General features: G+C 71.6%; 12 protein-coding genes and 2 pseudogenes. 2 read left to right on the top strand and 12 right to left on the bottom strand.

Annotation, left to right across the window (positions count from 1 at the left end; genetic code table 11):
• Position 1: 1 nt before the first annotated feature.
• The 12 genes and pseudogenes from JS521_RS07010 to JS521_RS06950 all read right to left on the bottom strand — a co-directional run bounded on the left by JS521_RS07010 (position 2) and on the right by JS521_RS06950 (position 12,647).
• The gene (locus tag JS521_RS07010) at positions 2–634 is read right to left on the bottom strand and encodes a hypothetical protein (RefSeq protein WP_205081855.1); all 633 of its coding nucleotides are present in this window, start codon (positions 632–634) and stop codon (positions 2–4) included.
• Positions 631–2,760 carry a hydantoinase/oxoprolinase family protein gene (locus JS521_RS07005; RefSeq protein WP_205081854.1) on the bottom strand — a complete coding sequence of 710 codons (2,130 nt, stop codon included), beginning with the start codon at positions 2,758–2,760 and terminating at the stop codon, positions 631–633. The genes JS521_RS07010 and JS521_RS07005 overlap by 4 nt, the downstream gene beginning before the upstream one ends.
• 213 nt (positions 2,761–2,973) lie before the next feature.
• The gene (locus JS521_RS07000) at positions 2,974–4,587 is read right to left on the bottom strand and encodes an FAD-dependent oxidoreductase (RefSeq protein ID WP_205081853.1); all 1,614 of its coding nucleotides are present in this window, start codon (positions 4,585–4,587) and stop codon (positions 2,974–2,976) included.
• A gap of 80 nt (positions 4,588–4,667) precedes the next feature.
• Positions 4,668–5,768: a LacI family DNA-binding transcriptional regulator gene (locus JS521_RS06995; protein WP_205081852.1), complete on the bottom strand. Its 1,101-nt coding sequence runs from the start codon at positions 5,766–5,768 to the stop codon at positions 4,668–4,670.
• A 163-nt stretch (positions 5,769–5,931) separates the two neighbouring features.
• Positions 5,932–7,146 (bottom strand): D-mannonate dehydratase ManD, encoded by a 1,215-nt coding sequence (manD, locus tag JS521_RS06990; RefSeq protein WP_205081851.1) that lies wholly within the window; start codon positions 7,144–7,146, stop codon positions 5,932–5,934.
• Positions 7,147–7,198: 52 nt separating this feature from the next.
• The gene (locus JS521_RS06985) at positions 7,199–8,044 is read right to left on the bottom strand and encodes a carbohydrate ABC transporter permease (protein ID WP_205081850.1); all 846 of its coding nucleotides are present in this window, start codon (positions 8,042–8,044) and stop codon (positions 7,199–7,201) included.
• Complete coding sequence (locus JS521_RS06980; RefSeq protein WP_205081849.1) at positions 8,041–9,030, bottom strand: carbohydrate ABC transporter permease; 990 nt, start codon at positions 9,028–9,030, stop codon at positions 8,041–8,043. Before JS521_RS06980 ends, JS521_RS06985 begins: the two co-directional genes overlap by 4 nt.
• The gene (locus JS521_RS06975; RefSeq protein ID WP_205081848.1) at positions 9,030–10,340 is read right to left on the bottom strand and encodes an ABC transporter substrate-binding protein; all 1,311 of its coding nucleotides are present in this window, start codon (positions 10,338–10,340) and stop codon (positions 9,030–9,032) included. Before JS521_RS06975 ends, JS521_RS06980 begins: the two co-directional genes overlap by 1 nt.
• A 296-nt stretch (positions 10,341–10,636) precedes the next feature.
• Entirely contained in the window at positions 10,637–11,455 is an 819-nt protein-coding gene (locus tag JS521_RS06970) for a FadR/GntR family transcriptional regulator (protein WP_205081847.1), read from the bottom strand.
• Positions 11,355–12,295: pseudogene (locus JS521_RS36495) on the bottom strand (agmatine deiminase family protein). Before JS521_RS36495 ends, JS521_RS06970 begins: the two are co-directional and overlap by 101 nt.
• Before the next feature lie 20 nt (positions 12,296–12,315).
• Positions 12,316–12,507: an ATP-binding cassette domain-containing protein gene (locus tag JS521_RS06955; RefSeq protein ID WP_372448560.1), complete on the bottom strand. Its 192-nt coding sequence runs from the start codon at positions 12,505–12,507 to the stop codon at positions 12,316–12,318.
• On the bottom strand, positions 12,504–12,647 hold the full coding sequence (locus JS521_RS06950; RefSeq protein ID WP_239486899.1) for a hypothetical protein: 144 nt from the start codon (positions 12,645–12,647) through the stop codon (positions 12,504–12,506). Before JS521_RS06950 ends, JS521_RS06955 begins: the two co-directional genes overlap by 4 nt.
• Between JS521_RS06950 and JS521_RS06945 the strand changes: the two are divergent.
• Both JS521_RS06945 and JS521_RS36490 read left to right on the top strand, forming a co-directional pair.
• Positions 12,582–12,887, top strand: a pseudogene (locus JS521_RS06945) (agmatine deiminase family protein); the annotation flags it as partial. The gene JS521_RS06950 and the pseudogene JS521_RS06945 overlap by 66 nt on opposite strands.
• A 147-nt stretch (positions 12,888–13,034) precedes the next feature.
• On the top strand, positions 13,035–13,346 hold the full coding sequence (locus JS521_RS36490; protein ID WP_239486893.1) for a hypothetical protein: 312 nt from the start codon (positions 13,035–13,037) through the stop codon (positions 13,344–13,346).
• Positions 13,347–13,458 lie beyond the last annotated feature (112 nt).

The raw sequence follows: 13,458 nt of genomic DNA, 5'->3' as shown, positions 1-13,458 counted from the left end.
GTTACTTCTCTCTTCCGTACGAGGATCCGGTCGCGGACCCGTGCTGCGGCTCGGCCGCGGTGGCCAGGGCGGCGGTCAGCAGGAGCGGACTGCGGCCCAGGCCGCAGGCGACGCGGGCGTGGGCATGGGCGGCGATCTCGTCGGCGCCCGCGACATGGCCGTACAGCGTGTGCCGGCCGGCGCGCAGCACCACATGGTTCAGGGCCTGCTTCAGCGTCTTCTTGGCCGGACCGTGGTGCAGCCGCTCGTGCACCGCCTCGTGCGCGATCGCCGCGGCCCGCACCGAACCGGCCGGATACCACTCCCGCCAGCCGAGCAGGTCGATCAGCTCTTCGGCGAGCGCCAGCGTGTCGGTGAACAGCTCGACGGTCGGCACGGGCCGCGAGGTGTAGCGGGCCAACAGACCCTTCGTGAGCCCCCCGTCGCTCTCCACGATCCGGGCCGTCGCGGGCACCGGCGGGAGCGCCGCGCCGAACGCGTCGGCCGTACGGGCCCAGTGGCGCAGCAGCTCCGGGTCGCGCCCCTCGTGCGTCGGAGTGTTGGCGAGCAGCCGTACGCCGAACGCGACGTCGTCCTCCGCCTCCAGCTCCCGGACGGCCGCCAGCGCCGCCCGGTCCAGCAGCGCGGCGCTCATGTCCGCACCTCCACCACGGCGACGACCGGTTCGTCGGCGGCACGGGCGCGCAGCTCGCTGCGGGCGAGGGCCAGCAGCGGGTCCGGGTCGATCACCCCGGACAGGTCCGCGATCCGCGAGCCGAGCAGCAGCCGTAGCGCCGGGGCGCGGACGCCGCCGTCCCCGTACGACGTGGCCTCCTTCACCAGCCCCGCCAGGACCTCCGGCGCCTGCCCCACGGTCGTCGTCTCCACCCGGGCGTCCGGCGCGTGCAGCCGGACGACGCCGTCCGCGTCCACGACCCGCACCGGGTGCCGGTCCGCCCGGAAACGGCGGTGCACCTCGGTGCCGTACACGGTGTGGGCCGGTGTGCCCGCGAGGACCCGCACCGAGGCCGGGTCGGTCCGCAGGCTGTCCGCGGCGGCGCGCAGCCGGTCCGCCTCGTCGGCCCGGTGGGCGCGGTCCTGGGTGCGCAGCTCGGTGGCCCCGGTCGCCACCGCCCGTACGGTGCTGGTCTGCGGGTCGACCGTGACCTCGACCTCCACCCCGTCGGCGGCGGCCCCCTGGGCGATCACGGCGGCCTCCGCCTCCGCGCGTACGGCGAGGATCTGCTCCTGGCCGGCCCCCGGGATGATCCGTTCGACCTGCTCCCGGATGAGGGCGAGCGCCACGCCGATGGGGCTGATCACCTCGTTGTGCTGGGCGATCCGGCCCTCCTGGCCGGTGACGGCCGCCAGATGCGGGGTCACGGAGGCCGCACCGCCGCCCCCGCCGACGAGCAGCGCGGTGTCCTTGTCCAGCCGGTAGTCCCGCATCATCGTCTCGACCACGGACTTCACCTGATCGGTGCCCGCGTCCAGGAGCTTCGTCGCCGCCGTGACGACATCGGTGCCGAGGGCGGCTGCCAGCGGGGCGATCGCGGCCTTCGCCACGGCCGGGTCGCAGCGGGCGAAGTCCCCCTCCGGCACCCGGCCCAGCGCGTTCGCCGCACAGGTCATGGTGACCGCGAAGCGGCCCCCGGCGGCGTCCAGCACCGCGTAGTCGGCCGGGTCGTCCGCCATCGGCCGGATCGTGGTGAGCATCGCGCCCTCCAGGTCCTCGGGGCGCGCGAAACAGGCGTACGGCAGCCCGGCGATGTGCGCGCTGCGCGGCCCCACGCCGACGACCTTTCCGCCGTCGACCCGGACCATCGAACCGCCGCCGACACCCACGGTCCGCACGTCGAGCGCCGAAAGATACGACGTCCGGCCGAGCATCGTCGCGTGCCGGACGGCGACCTTGCCGCGCCGCACCACGCTGATGTCCGTGGACGTGCCCCCGGTCTCCAGGAACAGGCCCTCGCTGATGCGCTCCTGCATCAGCGCCCCGGCGACGCCCGCCGCCGGTCCGGACAGCACCGTCAGCAGCGGTCTGCGCCGCATCTCGTCCAGCGACATCACCCCGCCGTCGCACCGCATCACCATCAGCGGCGCGGTCACGCCCGCCTTGGTGATGGAGGCGTCGACCAGGTCGGCGGTGGCGAGCATGCGCGGCAGGATCGCCGCGTTCACCACGGCGGTGCGGGTCCGCTTGTGGAGCCCGTACAGCGAGGTGATGTCGTGCGCGGCGGTCGTCGGCAGCCCCCGTTCCCGGGCGGCGGCCGCGACCGCGTCCTCGCCCTCGGGCCGGTCGACGCTGAACGGCTGGCTGGCGACGACGACTTCGGCGCCCTCGCGGACGACGGCGTCGAGCGCGGCGTTGACGGCCGGTGCGTCGTCGGGATCGGCGACATGCCCGTAGGCGAGCGGCAGCCGCTTGCCCGGGGTCAGCTCCAGCTTGCGGAACGCGGCCAGCCGGCGGGTGAGCGTACCGCCGGGACCTGCGCCGATGCCGATCAGTCCGACGGTGGCGACGTCGCCCTCCAGCAGGGCGTTGGTAGCCTGTGTGGTGCCGTGGGCGAGGAACGTCACGTCCTCGGGCGTGTGGCCGGTCTGCTCCAGCAGACGGTCGAGAGCCTCGACGATGCCGTGGGCGACGCCGTCCTCGTGATGGTGGCTCGTCGGCACCTTCACCTGCCCCAGCAGGTTCAGGGTCGTGGCGTCTACGGCCACGGCGTCGGTGAAGGTTCCGCCCACGTCGATGCCGACGCGGATGCGGTGGGTGTTCATGGCTGGGCACCTCCTTGTGCGGGTGGCAGGGCGAGGGCGGCAGGTCCGGACGCTCGGAAGAGGTCCGGGGCCTGGGGCCGGGCGGGTACAGGTGGAGCTGCGCCCGCCCGGCGCTCCGCGCTCACCCCTGGGGGGCCGTGCGGTGAAGCGGGTGTGGGTGGTGCGGTGAAGCGGGTGATGCGTCGTTCGCGCGTGTCTCTCGCGCGGACGGGGTCAGTAGCCGCGTACGTCCGGCCAGTGGCGCTGCACGCCGTCCCGCTCCAGCAGCGCGGCGAACGCCTCGAACCGCTTGTCCTCGGCCTGGACCCGGTGCGGTTCCACGCTCTCGGCGACACAGTGCGCGGCCAGGGCCCCGGCGACCTCGCCGATGTTCCATTCCACCGGGTGGAGCCGGTAGCAGCCGTTGGTGATGTGCGTCGTGCCGATGTTCTTGCCGGCCGGCAGCAGGTTGCGGACACGGCGCGGGAGGAGCGCGCCGAGCGGGATCTCGAACGGTACCGAACCGATGTCGACGTAGTTGTCGCCGCCGGTCGAAGGGTGCAGATCGATGCGGTAGTTGCCGACGCCGACCGAGTCCCGGTAGCGGGTGCCGCCGTAGGGGCCGACGATGTCGATCGACACGTCGTGCTCGGTGACCGTGGTGACGGCCTTGATCCGGCGCGACTCGCGTACGTAGGGGGCCTTGGCGAGACCGTCCGGGGTGCCGGTGACGTCCGGGCGCAGCCGCAGACCGGGGAAGCCCGTTCCGCCGTCGGCACGCGGGGCCTCGGTCTGGAGCCAGTACAGGACGGACAGAGACAGCTGGCGGGCCTCGGCGAGTGCGGCGGCCGAGGTCTCCTCGCCGCCGCCGATCAGCGGCTTCAACCAGTAGTCGTTCAACGGCCAGTTGACCAATGTGATGTCGGAGTCGAACGCCCCGGGCCGGTGCAGCTTGCGGGCCAGGATCCGGCGGAAGCCGAACAGCTCCTTGTCGCCCGCGTCGGCCGACTGGTCGGCGTTGACGTCCAGCGGATCCAGCTCCGGGTTGGGCACGAAGGTGCGCGGGACGGCCTCTAGGCTGCGCGGGTCGGGCGCGAGGAAGCCGAGCAGCGGACCCGGCCAGAAGTCCGGCTGATAAGTGCGCCAGAAGTCGTAGTCGGCGGGGCGCTCGATGGTGTGGTCCTCGCCCTCGTGGTGCGAGAGCGCGAAACACACCGTGATCCCCTGCTGGTTGAGGGGCTGGGCCTCCTCCGGCGCGTGCGGCTCGTCGAACTCGCTCCGCGCCTCGGCGCCGATCACGTGCTCCACGCCCGCGAGTTCGAGCAGTTCCCCGGTCTCGGTGGCGTCGATGACGTAACGGGCGCTGATCGTCAGGCGGTTGCCGCCGCGCAGGTCGGCCAGGGTCACCGACCGTACGGTGTCGTCGTCGCCCGCCTCGGCGGCCACCGGCCGGTGCTCGGTGAGCAGGGTGAGCAGGCCCGAGGAGCGGTACGGTGCGATCATGGCCTCCATGACCGCGAGCGCCACCCGCGGCTCGTGGCACAGCTTGCTGACGCGGCCCGCGCCCGGGTTGAGATTGCGCAGCGCCAGCGCCTCGGAACGCATCGGGTACCACTGGCGGTAGTAGTCCCGGATGGAGTCGCGCAGCGTGCGGTACGAGGCGGTGGTGCCGAACTCCTCGACCCACGGGTGCTCGTCCGGCGGGACCGCCTGCGAGGTGAGCTGGCCGCCGATCCAGTCCGTCTCCTCGGTGAGGACGACGGTGCGCCCCGCCCGGCAGGCGGCGAGGGCGGCGGCCACGCCGCCGAGTCCGGCGCCCACGATGAGGATGTCGGGTTCGGATGTCACGGTTCTCCTTGAAGTGCTGGGTGTACGTGGTGCGTTGACGGCCCTCTCCCCAGGGCCGGGTCGAAGACGGGCAGAGGAGTTCAGGGGTGTACAGGTGCCGGGCCGGCCGTCGAGCCGGGCCGGAAGGCGCAGGCCACCAGGGGCTCCGTCGCCTCCTCTCCGGCCACCAGCGCGGCGAGCATCCGCACGGCGGCCGCGCCCAGTTGGGGCCGGGGGACGTCGAATCCGGTGGGCACGGGCCCGTCCGCCAGGTCGGGCGGGGGGCTGCCGAGCAGGGCGAGCGAGGCGTCGCGCGGGCAGTCGATGCCGACGAAGTGCGCGGCACCGTGCAGGGCACGCCAGGCGTCGCCGGTGTCGGTCTCCTCCGCGACGAACGCGGTCACGCCCTCGTCGAGCCAGCCGCGCAGCCGCTCGGCGGTCAGATCGCGCTCGGGGTCGGCGGAGCGGAAGACGGTGGCCGGGCCGCCGGGCAGTCCCGCCTCCTCCAGGCCCTTGAGGAAGCCGTGTTCACGGTCGGTGGAGGCGGGGGCCTCGTCGTCCTCGCGGACGAGCACGATGCGCCGGTGGCCGAGGGCGGCGAGGTGCGCGACGACCTCCTGGCTCGCGCTGATGTAGTCCGCGCCGACCCAGGCCAGCCCCTCCAGCTCGTCGCGGCGGCCGAGGTGGACCACGGGGAAGCCGTCGGCGACCAGCCGCAGCAGCTCGCCGGCGGGGGCGTGGCGTCCGAGGAACAGGCAGCCGTCGGCGAGCCGCACCCGGTTGAGGGCGTTCGGACCGGCGGCCCCCGCGCCGCCGGTGCTGGAACCGGTGAAGAGCACCAGGTCGTAGCCGCGGGCCGCGGCCTCCTGCTCGACGCCGACCAGGAACGGGTAGTACGAGTGCTGGACGTCGGTGGGGAAGGTGGACGTGAAGCTGAAGACCCCGAGCAGATTGTTCCGCGCGGCGGCGAGCCTGCTGGCGGCCGGATCCGGCACATAGCCCAGGTCCCGTACCGCGTCGAGCACCTTCTGCCGGGTCTCCTCGGAGATCGTGACGCCCTGCTTCCGGGCCCCCAGCACCAGCGACACGGTGGCCTGCGAGACCCCGGCGAGCCGGGCGACCTCGGCCTGGCGCGGCCGGGACGTACGGCCCGCGGGGGCGGGAGCACGGCCCGGCCGGGACCGCTTCCTGGGTTCTTCCACGGTGTTCCTCCGGATCACTAATGCGTATTAGTAATGCGCATTAGTGAGTAACTGTGAACCTCCGTCCCGATGGGGTCAAGGGATCGCGCAAGACTTCTTTCGGCCGTGTGGGTGCGGGGCCCCGCATACGCCGGACCCCGCGGAGCTCATGAGCGAAGGGAGCTCACCAGTCGTGCACGGTCCCGTCGTGGAGCCGGTTGACCGGCAGGTACGCGGGCGCGTACGGGTGGGCGGCGGCCAGCTCCTCGTCCAGCTCCACGCCGATGCCGGGCGCCTCGCCCGGGTGCAGGTGGCCATCGGTGAAGGTGTAGGCGTGCCGGAACACCTCGTCGGTGAGCGGGGTGTGGCCGGAGAACTCCTGGATGCCGAAGTTGTGCACGGCCAGGTCCAGGTGGACGGCGGCGGCCATCCCGACCGGGGAGATGTCCTCGGGGCCGTGGATCGCGCTCTTGATCTGGTACTGCGCGGCGAAGTCGAAGAGCTTCCGCAGCGGGGTGACCCCGCCGAAGTGGGTCACCGCCGAGCGCACGTAGTCGATCAACTGCTCGGTGATCAGGGCCTGGTAGTCGTACACCGTGTTGAACACCTCGCCCACGGCCAGCGGCGTGGTCGTGGACCGGCGGACCAGACGCAGGGCCTCCTGGTTCTCGGCCGGGGTGCAGTCCTCCAGCCAGAACGGCCGGTAGGGCTCCAGGTCCCTGCCGAGCCGGGCGGCCTGGATCGGGGTGAGCCGGTGGTGGGAGTCGTGGAGCAGCGGCAGTTCGGGGCCGAACTCCGCGCGCACCGCCTCGAACACGGCCGGCACATGGCGCAGGTACGCGGCCGTGTCCCAGTCCTCCACCAGGGGGCGGGCCTGCTGGTGGAGGACCGGCGCGCCGGTGTCGTCGGTGTCGGAGACCCCGTACACGGCCTTGAGCCCGGGGATGCCGGACTGGATGCGGACGGCGGGGTAGCCCTCGGCGAGCCGGGCCCGTACGGAGTCGAGCAGTTCGGGGATGTCCCGGCCGTTGGCGTGACCGTATGTCCCGATCCGCTCCCGGCTCGCACCGCCCAGGAGCTGGTACAGCGGCAGCCCGGCGGCCTTCGCCTTGATGTCCCAGAGCGCCACGTCGACGGCGGCGATGGCGGCCATCGTCACCGGGCCGCGCCGCCAGTACGCGCCCCGGTACAGCGACTGCCAGGTGTCCTCGATGCGATGGGGGTCGAGCCCGGTCAGCAGCGGGGCGACATGGTCGGCCAGGTAGCTGACGACCGCCAACTCCCTCCCGTTCAGGGTCGCGTCGCCGAGGCCGGTGAGCCCTTCGTCGGTTGTCAGCTTCAGGGTGACGAAGTTGCGGCCGGGGCTGGTGACGACGACCTTCGCGTCGACGATCTTCATGCGTGTGTGCTCTTTCCGCGGGTGGGGGTCGGAGGTCGGGGGAGTGGAAGGTTCAGCCCTTGGAGGCGCCGGAGGTCAATCCGGCCACCAGATACTTCTGGCCGAGGACGGCGGCCAGGACCACGGGCACGGTGATGAGGGAGGCGGCTGCCATCAGGCCGCCCCAGTCCGTGCTCGCGTAGGAGATGAAGTTGAACAGCGTGACCGGCACGGTCTGGGTCCGGTCGTCGGAGAAGACCAGCGCGAACATGAAGTTGTTCCAGCTGAAGACGAAGGCCAGCAGCGACGCGGTCGCGGTTCCCGGTGCGGCCAGCGGCAGCGAGATCCGCCAGAACGCGCCGAAGGCGCTCAGTCCGTCGGTACGGGCGGCCTCCTCCAGCTCGACCGGCAGCCCGGCGAAGAAGCTGATCATGATCCACATGATCAGCGGGACCGAGACGAACATATGGCTGAGGACGAGCACCGTGTAGGAGCCGACCAGGCCCATCCGTGCGAACAGGTAGTACCAGGGCACCAGCAGCGAGATCGCCGGGACGATGCGCGCGACCAGGATCACGGAGCCGGTGCGGTGCATGGAGAACCGGCCCACCGCCCAGGCCGCCGGTACCGCGATCACTGCGGAGAGGAGCGTCGAAACCACCCCGACCAGCAGGGAGTTGCCCATCGAGCGCACGATCTGTCCGGCCTCGACGACGGCCCGGAAGTTGTCCAGCGTGGGTGTGAACCAGAGCCCGACCGAGGGATCGGTGACCTGCACATTGGTCTTGAAGGCGGCGGCGAACATCCACACCACCGGCAGCGCGAAGACCAGTGTCACGACGGTGATGGCGACGCCGCGCAGCCAGGAACCGTACCGGCGGCCGCGCCCGGTCCGCGCGGGGGAGAGGGTGGCACTCATGCGTTCTTCCTTCCGCCCCGGCGGCGCAGCAGCACCACGACACCGATGATGAACAGCGTGAACAGGACCAGGACGGCGGCGGCCAGGCCGTACTCCTGGTAGTCGAAGGTGAGCCCGTAGGCGTAGACGTTGAGGGTCTCCACCTCGAAGTCCGAACCGCCGCCCGCGCCCTTGGTGGCGTAGAGGATGTCGAAGGTCTTCAGCGCGTCGACGGCGCGCAGCACCAGGGCGGTGGCGAGCGTCGGCCCGAGCATCGGCAGGACGACGTACCGGAACCGCTGCCAGGCGTTGGCCCCGTCCACCAGCGCGGCTTCCTCCGGCTCCTCGGGGAGCGTGGTCAGTCCGGCGAGGAGCAGCAGCGTCATCATCGGCGTCCACTGCCACACGTCGATCAGCATCAGCGTCGGCAGCGACTGCCCGACCGAGCCCAGGAACTCCTGCCGGGGCGCGCCGACCGCCTCCAGCAGGTGGTTGGCGATGCCGTTGGTGGGGTCGAGGATCAGCAGCCACAGGATGCCGATCGCGACCGGCGTGGCGAGCAGCGGGATGATGAGCACGGTCCGCACCCAGCGCATCCCCCGGAACGGCTTGCGCATCAGCATCGCCAGGGCGAGCCCGAGCACCGTCTCCAGCACCACCGCGCCGACCGTGAAGACCAGGGTGCGGCGGGCCGCGGGCCAGAACCGGCGGGTGTCGCCCAGGGCGTCACCGAAGTTGCGCAGCCCGATGTGGGCGCTGTCGGCGTTCACCGCACCGAAGGCGTCGGTGAGGCTGAGGTTCAGCGTGAAGACCAGCGGAAAGACGATCATCAGGCCGACGAAGAGCACGGCCGGGGCGAGCATCGCCCACTTGAGCCGCCGGTTGGCCTGCTCGAAGGTCCGCTGCCGCCGTCCTGCCCCACGCGGCGTCGGGCCCGGTGTGCGGGTGGTGGCGCTCCGGGCGGCCGTTGCGACCCCGCCGGCCCCTGTGGTCTCCATGGCGGGCATCAGGACTCCTTGTGACGGTTGTCGCGTACGAGGAAATCGGCGAACTCCGCGTCCGCGTCGCGCACGACCGGCCGCACGGACTGGCCGAGGATGCCCGCGACCAGCGGGCGGCCGACGATGTCCCGGGCCCGGCCGACCTGGAGGACGCGCGGCCGGTCGTAGCCCACGCCGCGCTCCGCGTTGAGCCGCATGGCCTCGGCCAGCTCCGGCGGGAAGGCGGACAGCGCCTTCGGGTCGGCCCACACCGAGGAGCGGGCGCCGGGTATGCCGTCCTTCTGGAGCGCGGCCGACATCTCGGGACCGGCCGCCCAGCGGATGAACTCCCAGGCGTCGTCGCGCAGTCGGGAGAAGGTGTTGATGCCGAGGCTCCAGGACGGGATGTTGTGCGGCTTCGCCCCGGCCGGCCCGGCCGGGAAGGGCGCGAAGCCCACGGTCTCGCGTACCCGCGACACCTTCGGGTCGAGGAAGCTGCTGTAGATCGCGTCGGCGTCGACGAAGAAGGCGGCCTTGCCCTGCGCGAAGATGGGCATGGCCTGTTCGAGGCTCATGTTCGTCGCCCCGGGCGGCCCGGAGCCGGCGAGCAGACGGCCGTAGAACTCGTAGGCGGCGACGGACTCCGGGCTGCCGATGCCGGACTTCCCGTCCACGACGAAGTCCCCGCCGTACGAGTAGAGGAAGCTCGACCACTGGGAGACCGCGCCGCTGCGCTGGCCCCGGCCGACGTACCCGTAGAAGCCGTCCTTCCGCCGGGTCAGCTCCCGCGCGCCCTCCATCAGCGCCTCCAGGGTGCGAGGCGGCCCGCCCAGGTCCGCCACCAGGTTCTTGCGGTAGTAGAGGGCGGGGCGCTCGGTCACCACCGGGACGCTCAGCACCTTCCCGGCCGTGACCGACGCCTGGCGCGGGGCCTCCTGGAAGTCGTCCCAGGCGAACCGGGCGTCATTCGCGACGCGGTCGCTGAGGTCGGCGAGCCAGCCGTTGTGGCCGAACAGCAACTGTTCCTGGAGCGCGCGGACCATCATCACGTCGACGTCGGTGCCCGAGGCGTTCAGCTTCACGTTGTAGCTGCTGGCGAGCTGGTCGGCGGTGAGCAGGGTCATCGAGACCCGGCGCCCGATCCGCTCCTCGAACTCCACGGTGCGGCGCTTGACCGCCTGGGACCAGACGTGGTTGATCGCCATGATCCGCAACGGTGCGTCGGCCGAGGGCTTGCCGCCCCCGCTCGAACAGGCGCTCAGCGCGCCCGCCCCGGCGGCCGCCGCGGCGAGCCTGCCGAAGGCACGCCGGCTCAGGGGCTGGCTGCTCGTGGACATCCTCGTCCTCGTTTCTCTGCGGTACGTACGGGTCGCGGGCTGTGTACGGATGGCGGGCGGGCCCTGCCGACCCGGCGGGACCGGGCTGGTCCAACCTGGTCCAACTGGTAGGACCAGTTGGTCTACGCGGGACCGTAACAGCAGGGAAACCTCCCGGACCAGACCCTGAAGCCAAGATTCCACGGACCGGACGGATCAATTCCGGCGCGGTCGACGGATGGGGAGGACCGGGCGTGGAGGACCGGGCGGGGAGGACCGAGCGGGCGCATTCCGCCTGGGCCCGGGTTCGGCGGGGGCTACCGCCCCGGAGGCGTCCGGCGGCCCTCGGCCTGATCCAGCAGTGTCTCGATGTGGTTGCGCGCCATCGTGTCGACCTGGACGTCGAGATCCGCCCCGTACGTCCGCAGGCCCAGCATCAGGTGCTCCCGCATCCGCGCGCACGCGAGGTCCACGTCCCGCGCCTCGACCGCCTCGAAGATCTCCGGGTGGTGCGGTACGCCGGGCTCGCCGATCGACGGGTCGGAGTTCGAGCGGAGCATCATCTCGAACATCATCCCGCTGATCGAGGAGAGCATGATCCGCAGCACCGGGTTCTTGCTGGCCACGGCGATGGCGTCGTGGAACTCCATGTCCGCCTGGGCCTTGACCACGACGTCGGTCGCCGACTCCAGGGCGTCCCGGGCGGTCCGCATCGCCGCGATGTCCTCGTCCGTGGCCCGCTCGGTCGCCAGCCGGACCATCTCGACCTCCAGCGGGATCCGCGCCTCGATCAGCTGCCGCACGGTGGGCCGCCCCGCCCGGTACAGCGCGTCGTACCCCCGGGCCTGTCCCGAGGACTGCTCCTGGACGAAGGAGCCGCGCCCCGGGGCGACTTCGATCAGATGCTGGGCCTCCAGCCGCCGCAGCACCTCGCGCACGACGTTCCTGCTGGCCCCGAACTGGGCGGCCAGCTCCCGCTCGGAGGGGAGCTTCGTCCCGACGGCGATCCGGCCGGAGCGGATGTCGTGCTCCAGCTCACGGGCGATGCGCTCCGTCAGGAGCCCGCGCCGGGCGGGGTCCGCGACCGGACCCGGCCGCGCGGACCCCGACGGGGAGGAGGGGGCGGACGGCTGCATGATCGCAGGGTACAGGCCGGTCGGGCCCCGCACCCGGCCCCCCGGCGGGGCCGACGCCCACGGCTACGGCACGGGCTGCTGCTGGGTGACGCAGTGGATGCCGCCGCCCCCCCGTGCCGAGGCGGTCGATGTTCAGCTGCTCGACGACCCGGTCGGGGTGGAGGCGGGCCAGCAGGGTCTTCGCCGCCGCGTCCGCGCGGGAGTCGCCGAAGTGGGCGCAGATGACGGCGTCGTTGCACGGGTAGTAGTTCGCGTACTAGGCGAGGAAGTCCGGGTGGCCGGAGCGGATCCTCTCGTAGTCCGAGCCCTGGAGCCGCGTCACCTCCATCGGCCCGCCCTGTGCGGTCGTCGAACCGGTGAGGATGCGGTGCTGCTGCCGGGCGTCCTCGGCGTAGGCGTCGTCGTCCGTCGCGAGAGGCATCTGGACGAGGGCCTCGCCCGGGGCCAGGAAGCGTGATGTGGCGTCGACGTGGTCGTCGGTGATGTCCTGGCCGCGGACGCCGTCGAACCAGATGACCTTGGACGCGCCGTACGCGTCGCACACCCGGCCGCCAGCTCGCTCTCCGGCTTGCCGGGGTTGCGGTTGCGGTTGAGCAGACTGCTCCGGGTCGCCATGAGGGTTCCCGCGCCGTCCTGCTCGATGGCGCCTCCCTCACCGACGAAGTCGGTGTGACGGAAGGGGACGCCGGTGTACGCGGCGACCCGTTCGGCGACCCGGGCGTCCTTGCCGTGGGCCTGCTTCCCGCCCCAGCCGTTGAAATTGAGTCCCACCGCGTCGAGCCCGCCGGCCCCGTCGGTGCGGAACACCGGGCCGGAGTCGCGCATCCAGCAGTCGTCCACGGGGATGGACGTGATGACGGTCACCGAACTGCCGCACAGGGAACGCGCCTTGGCCGCGCTCGCGGAGTGGTCTTGCCGGAACCCGACTCGCCCACGAGCGCGACGGTCTCGCCCGCGGCGACGGTCAGGTCGACGCCGTCGAGAACCCGCCGGGCGGTGCCGGGCAGCGTGATCCGCAGCCCTTGGACGTCGAGTACGTACGGGGCTGTCATGGGGTCCTCCTGGCGACACGGTCGGCCCAGCGCTCGCCGACCACGTTGAAGGCGACGACGGTCAGCACGATCAGGACGCACGGCAGTACGGCGGACAGGGGGTACCCGTGCTGGACGGCGGTCTGCCCGTCGAAGACCATGCGGCCCCAGTCGGGGGGTCACCGGCGAGGGCGACGACTTACACCAACTTCTACGTGGCCAACGACTCGGTCTTCATGCCCCGGTTCGGCGACCGCAAGGCCGACGACAGGGCCCGGGGAATCCTTCAGGAGCAGTTCCCCGACCGCGACATCGTGCCGGTTGTGATCGACACCGTCGCCTCCGGGGGCGGTGGCATCCACTGCGCCACGCACGACCAGCCCGGCAAGCCGGTCGATTAGCAGTGGGAATCGTTATCGAATCCAGGTATCGAAATGGTCTGATTGCCCATGCGTGTCCTTCGTGGCAGCCTTGTTTGCGGGGGTAGAAAGAAGATGACTTTTCTGTTGCTGCCGTCTTCCACCGGGCGGTGGCCCGAGAATGTGGAGATGGACAGCGTGGTGGCATCCCTGCAGCACCAGCCTCATCCCGGACACGAACATGCGCACGGCGAAGGCTGTGGGCACGTGGCGGTCCCTCACGACGATCACGTCGATTATGCGCACGACGGTCATCTGCACCGTGAGCATGAAGGTCACGTGGACGAGTGCGAGGCCGCTGAGCATCACGAGCATGCCGGTCACGACCATGCCCACGGTGAGAGTTGCGGGCATGTGGCGGTCCCTCACGGTGACCACTTGGACTATGTGCACGACGGTCACCGCCATGCCGCCCACCAAGGCCACTGGGATGACCACTGACTCTTTGTCCGGGTCGGTCAAATGGAGAATTGGGGGGGGGGGGGGGGGGGGGGGGGGTGGACTTTTTTTTGTTGGTGGTTTTTTTTTTTTTTTATGAGAAGGCCCGCCCGCG

Origin of the sequence: Streptomyces durocortorensis (assembly GCF_016901035.1) — a bacterium.
Lineage (GTDB): Bacteria > Actinomycetota > Actinomycetes > Streptomycetales > Streptomycetaceae > Streptomyces > Streptomyces durocortorensis.
The sequence above is the reverse complement of the archived record's forward strand: the minus strand, read 5'-3'. Positions and strand labels throughout refer to the sequence as shown.

Excerpts from the sequence above, each read along its gene's own strand:
- JS521_RS07010 (WP_205081855.1), bottom strand. The coding sequence starts at position 634 with ATGAGCGCCGCGCTGCTGGACCGGGCGGCGCTGGCGGCCGTCCGGGAG.
- JS521_RS07005 (WP_205081854.1), bottom strand. The coding sequence starts at position 2,760 with ATGAACACCCACCGCATCCGCGTCGGCATCGACGTGGGCGGAACCTTC.
- manD (WP_205081851.1), bottom strand. The coding sequence starts at position 7,146 with ATGAAGATCGTCGACGCGAAGGTCGTCGTCACCAGCCCCGGCCGCAAC.
- JS521_RS06985 (WP_205081850.1), bottom strand. The coding sequence starts at position 8,044 with ATGAGTGCCACCCTCTCCCCCGCGCGGACCGGGCGCGGCCGCCGGTAC.
- JS521_RS06980 (WP_205081849.1), bottom strand. The coding sequence starts at position 9,030 with ATGCCCGCCATGGAGACCACAGGGGCCGGCGGGGTCGCAACGGCCGCC.
- JS521_RS06975 (WP_205081848.1), bottom strand. The coding sequence starts at position 10,340 with ATGTCCACGAGCAGCCAGCCCCTGAGCCGGCGTGCCTTCGGCAGGCTC.
- JS521_RS06970 (WP_205081847.1), bottom strand. The coding sequence starts at position 11,455 with ATGCAGCCGTCCGCCCCCTCCTCCCCGTCGGGGTCCGCGCGGCCGGGT.
- JS521_RS06955 (WP_372448560.1), bottom strand. The coding sequence starts at position 12,507 with ATGACAGCCCCGTACGTACTCGACGTCCAAGGGCTGCGGATCACGCTG.
- JS521_RS06950 (WP_239486899.1), bottom strand. The coding sequence starts at position 12,647 with ATGGTCTTCGACGGGCAGACCGCCGTCCAGCACGGGTACCCCCTGTCC.
- JS521_RS36490 (WP_239486893.1), top strand. The coding sequence starts at position 13,035 with ATGGACAGCGTGGTGGCATCCCTGCAGCACCAGCCTCATCCCGGACAC.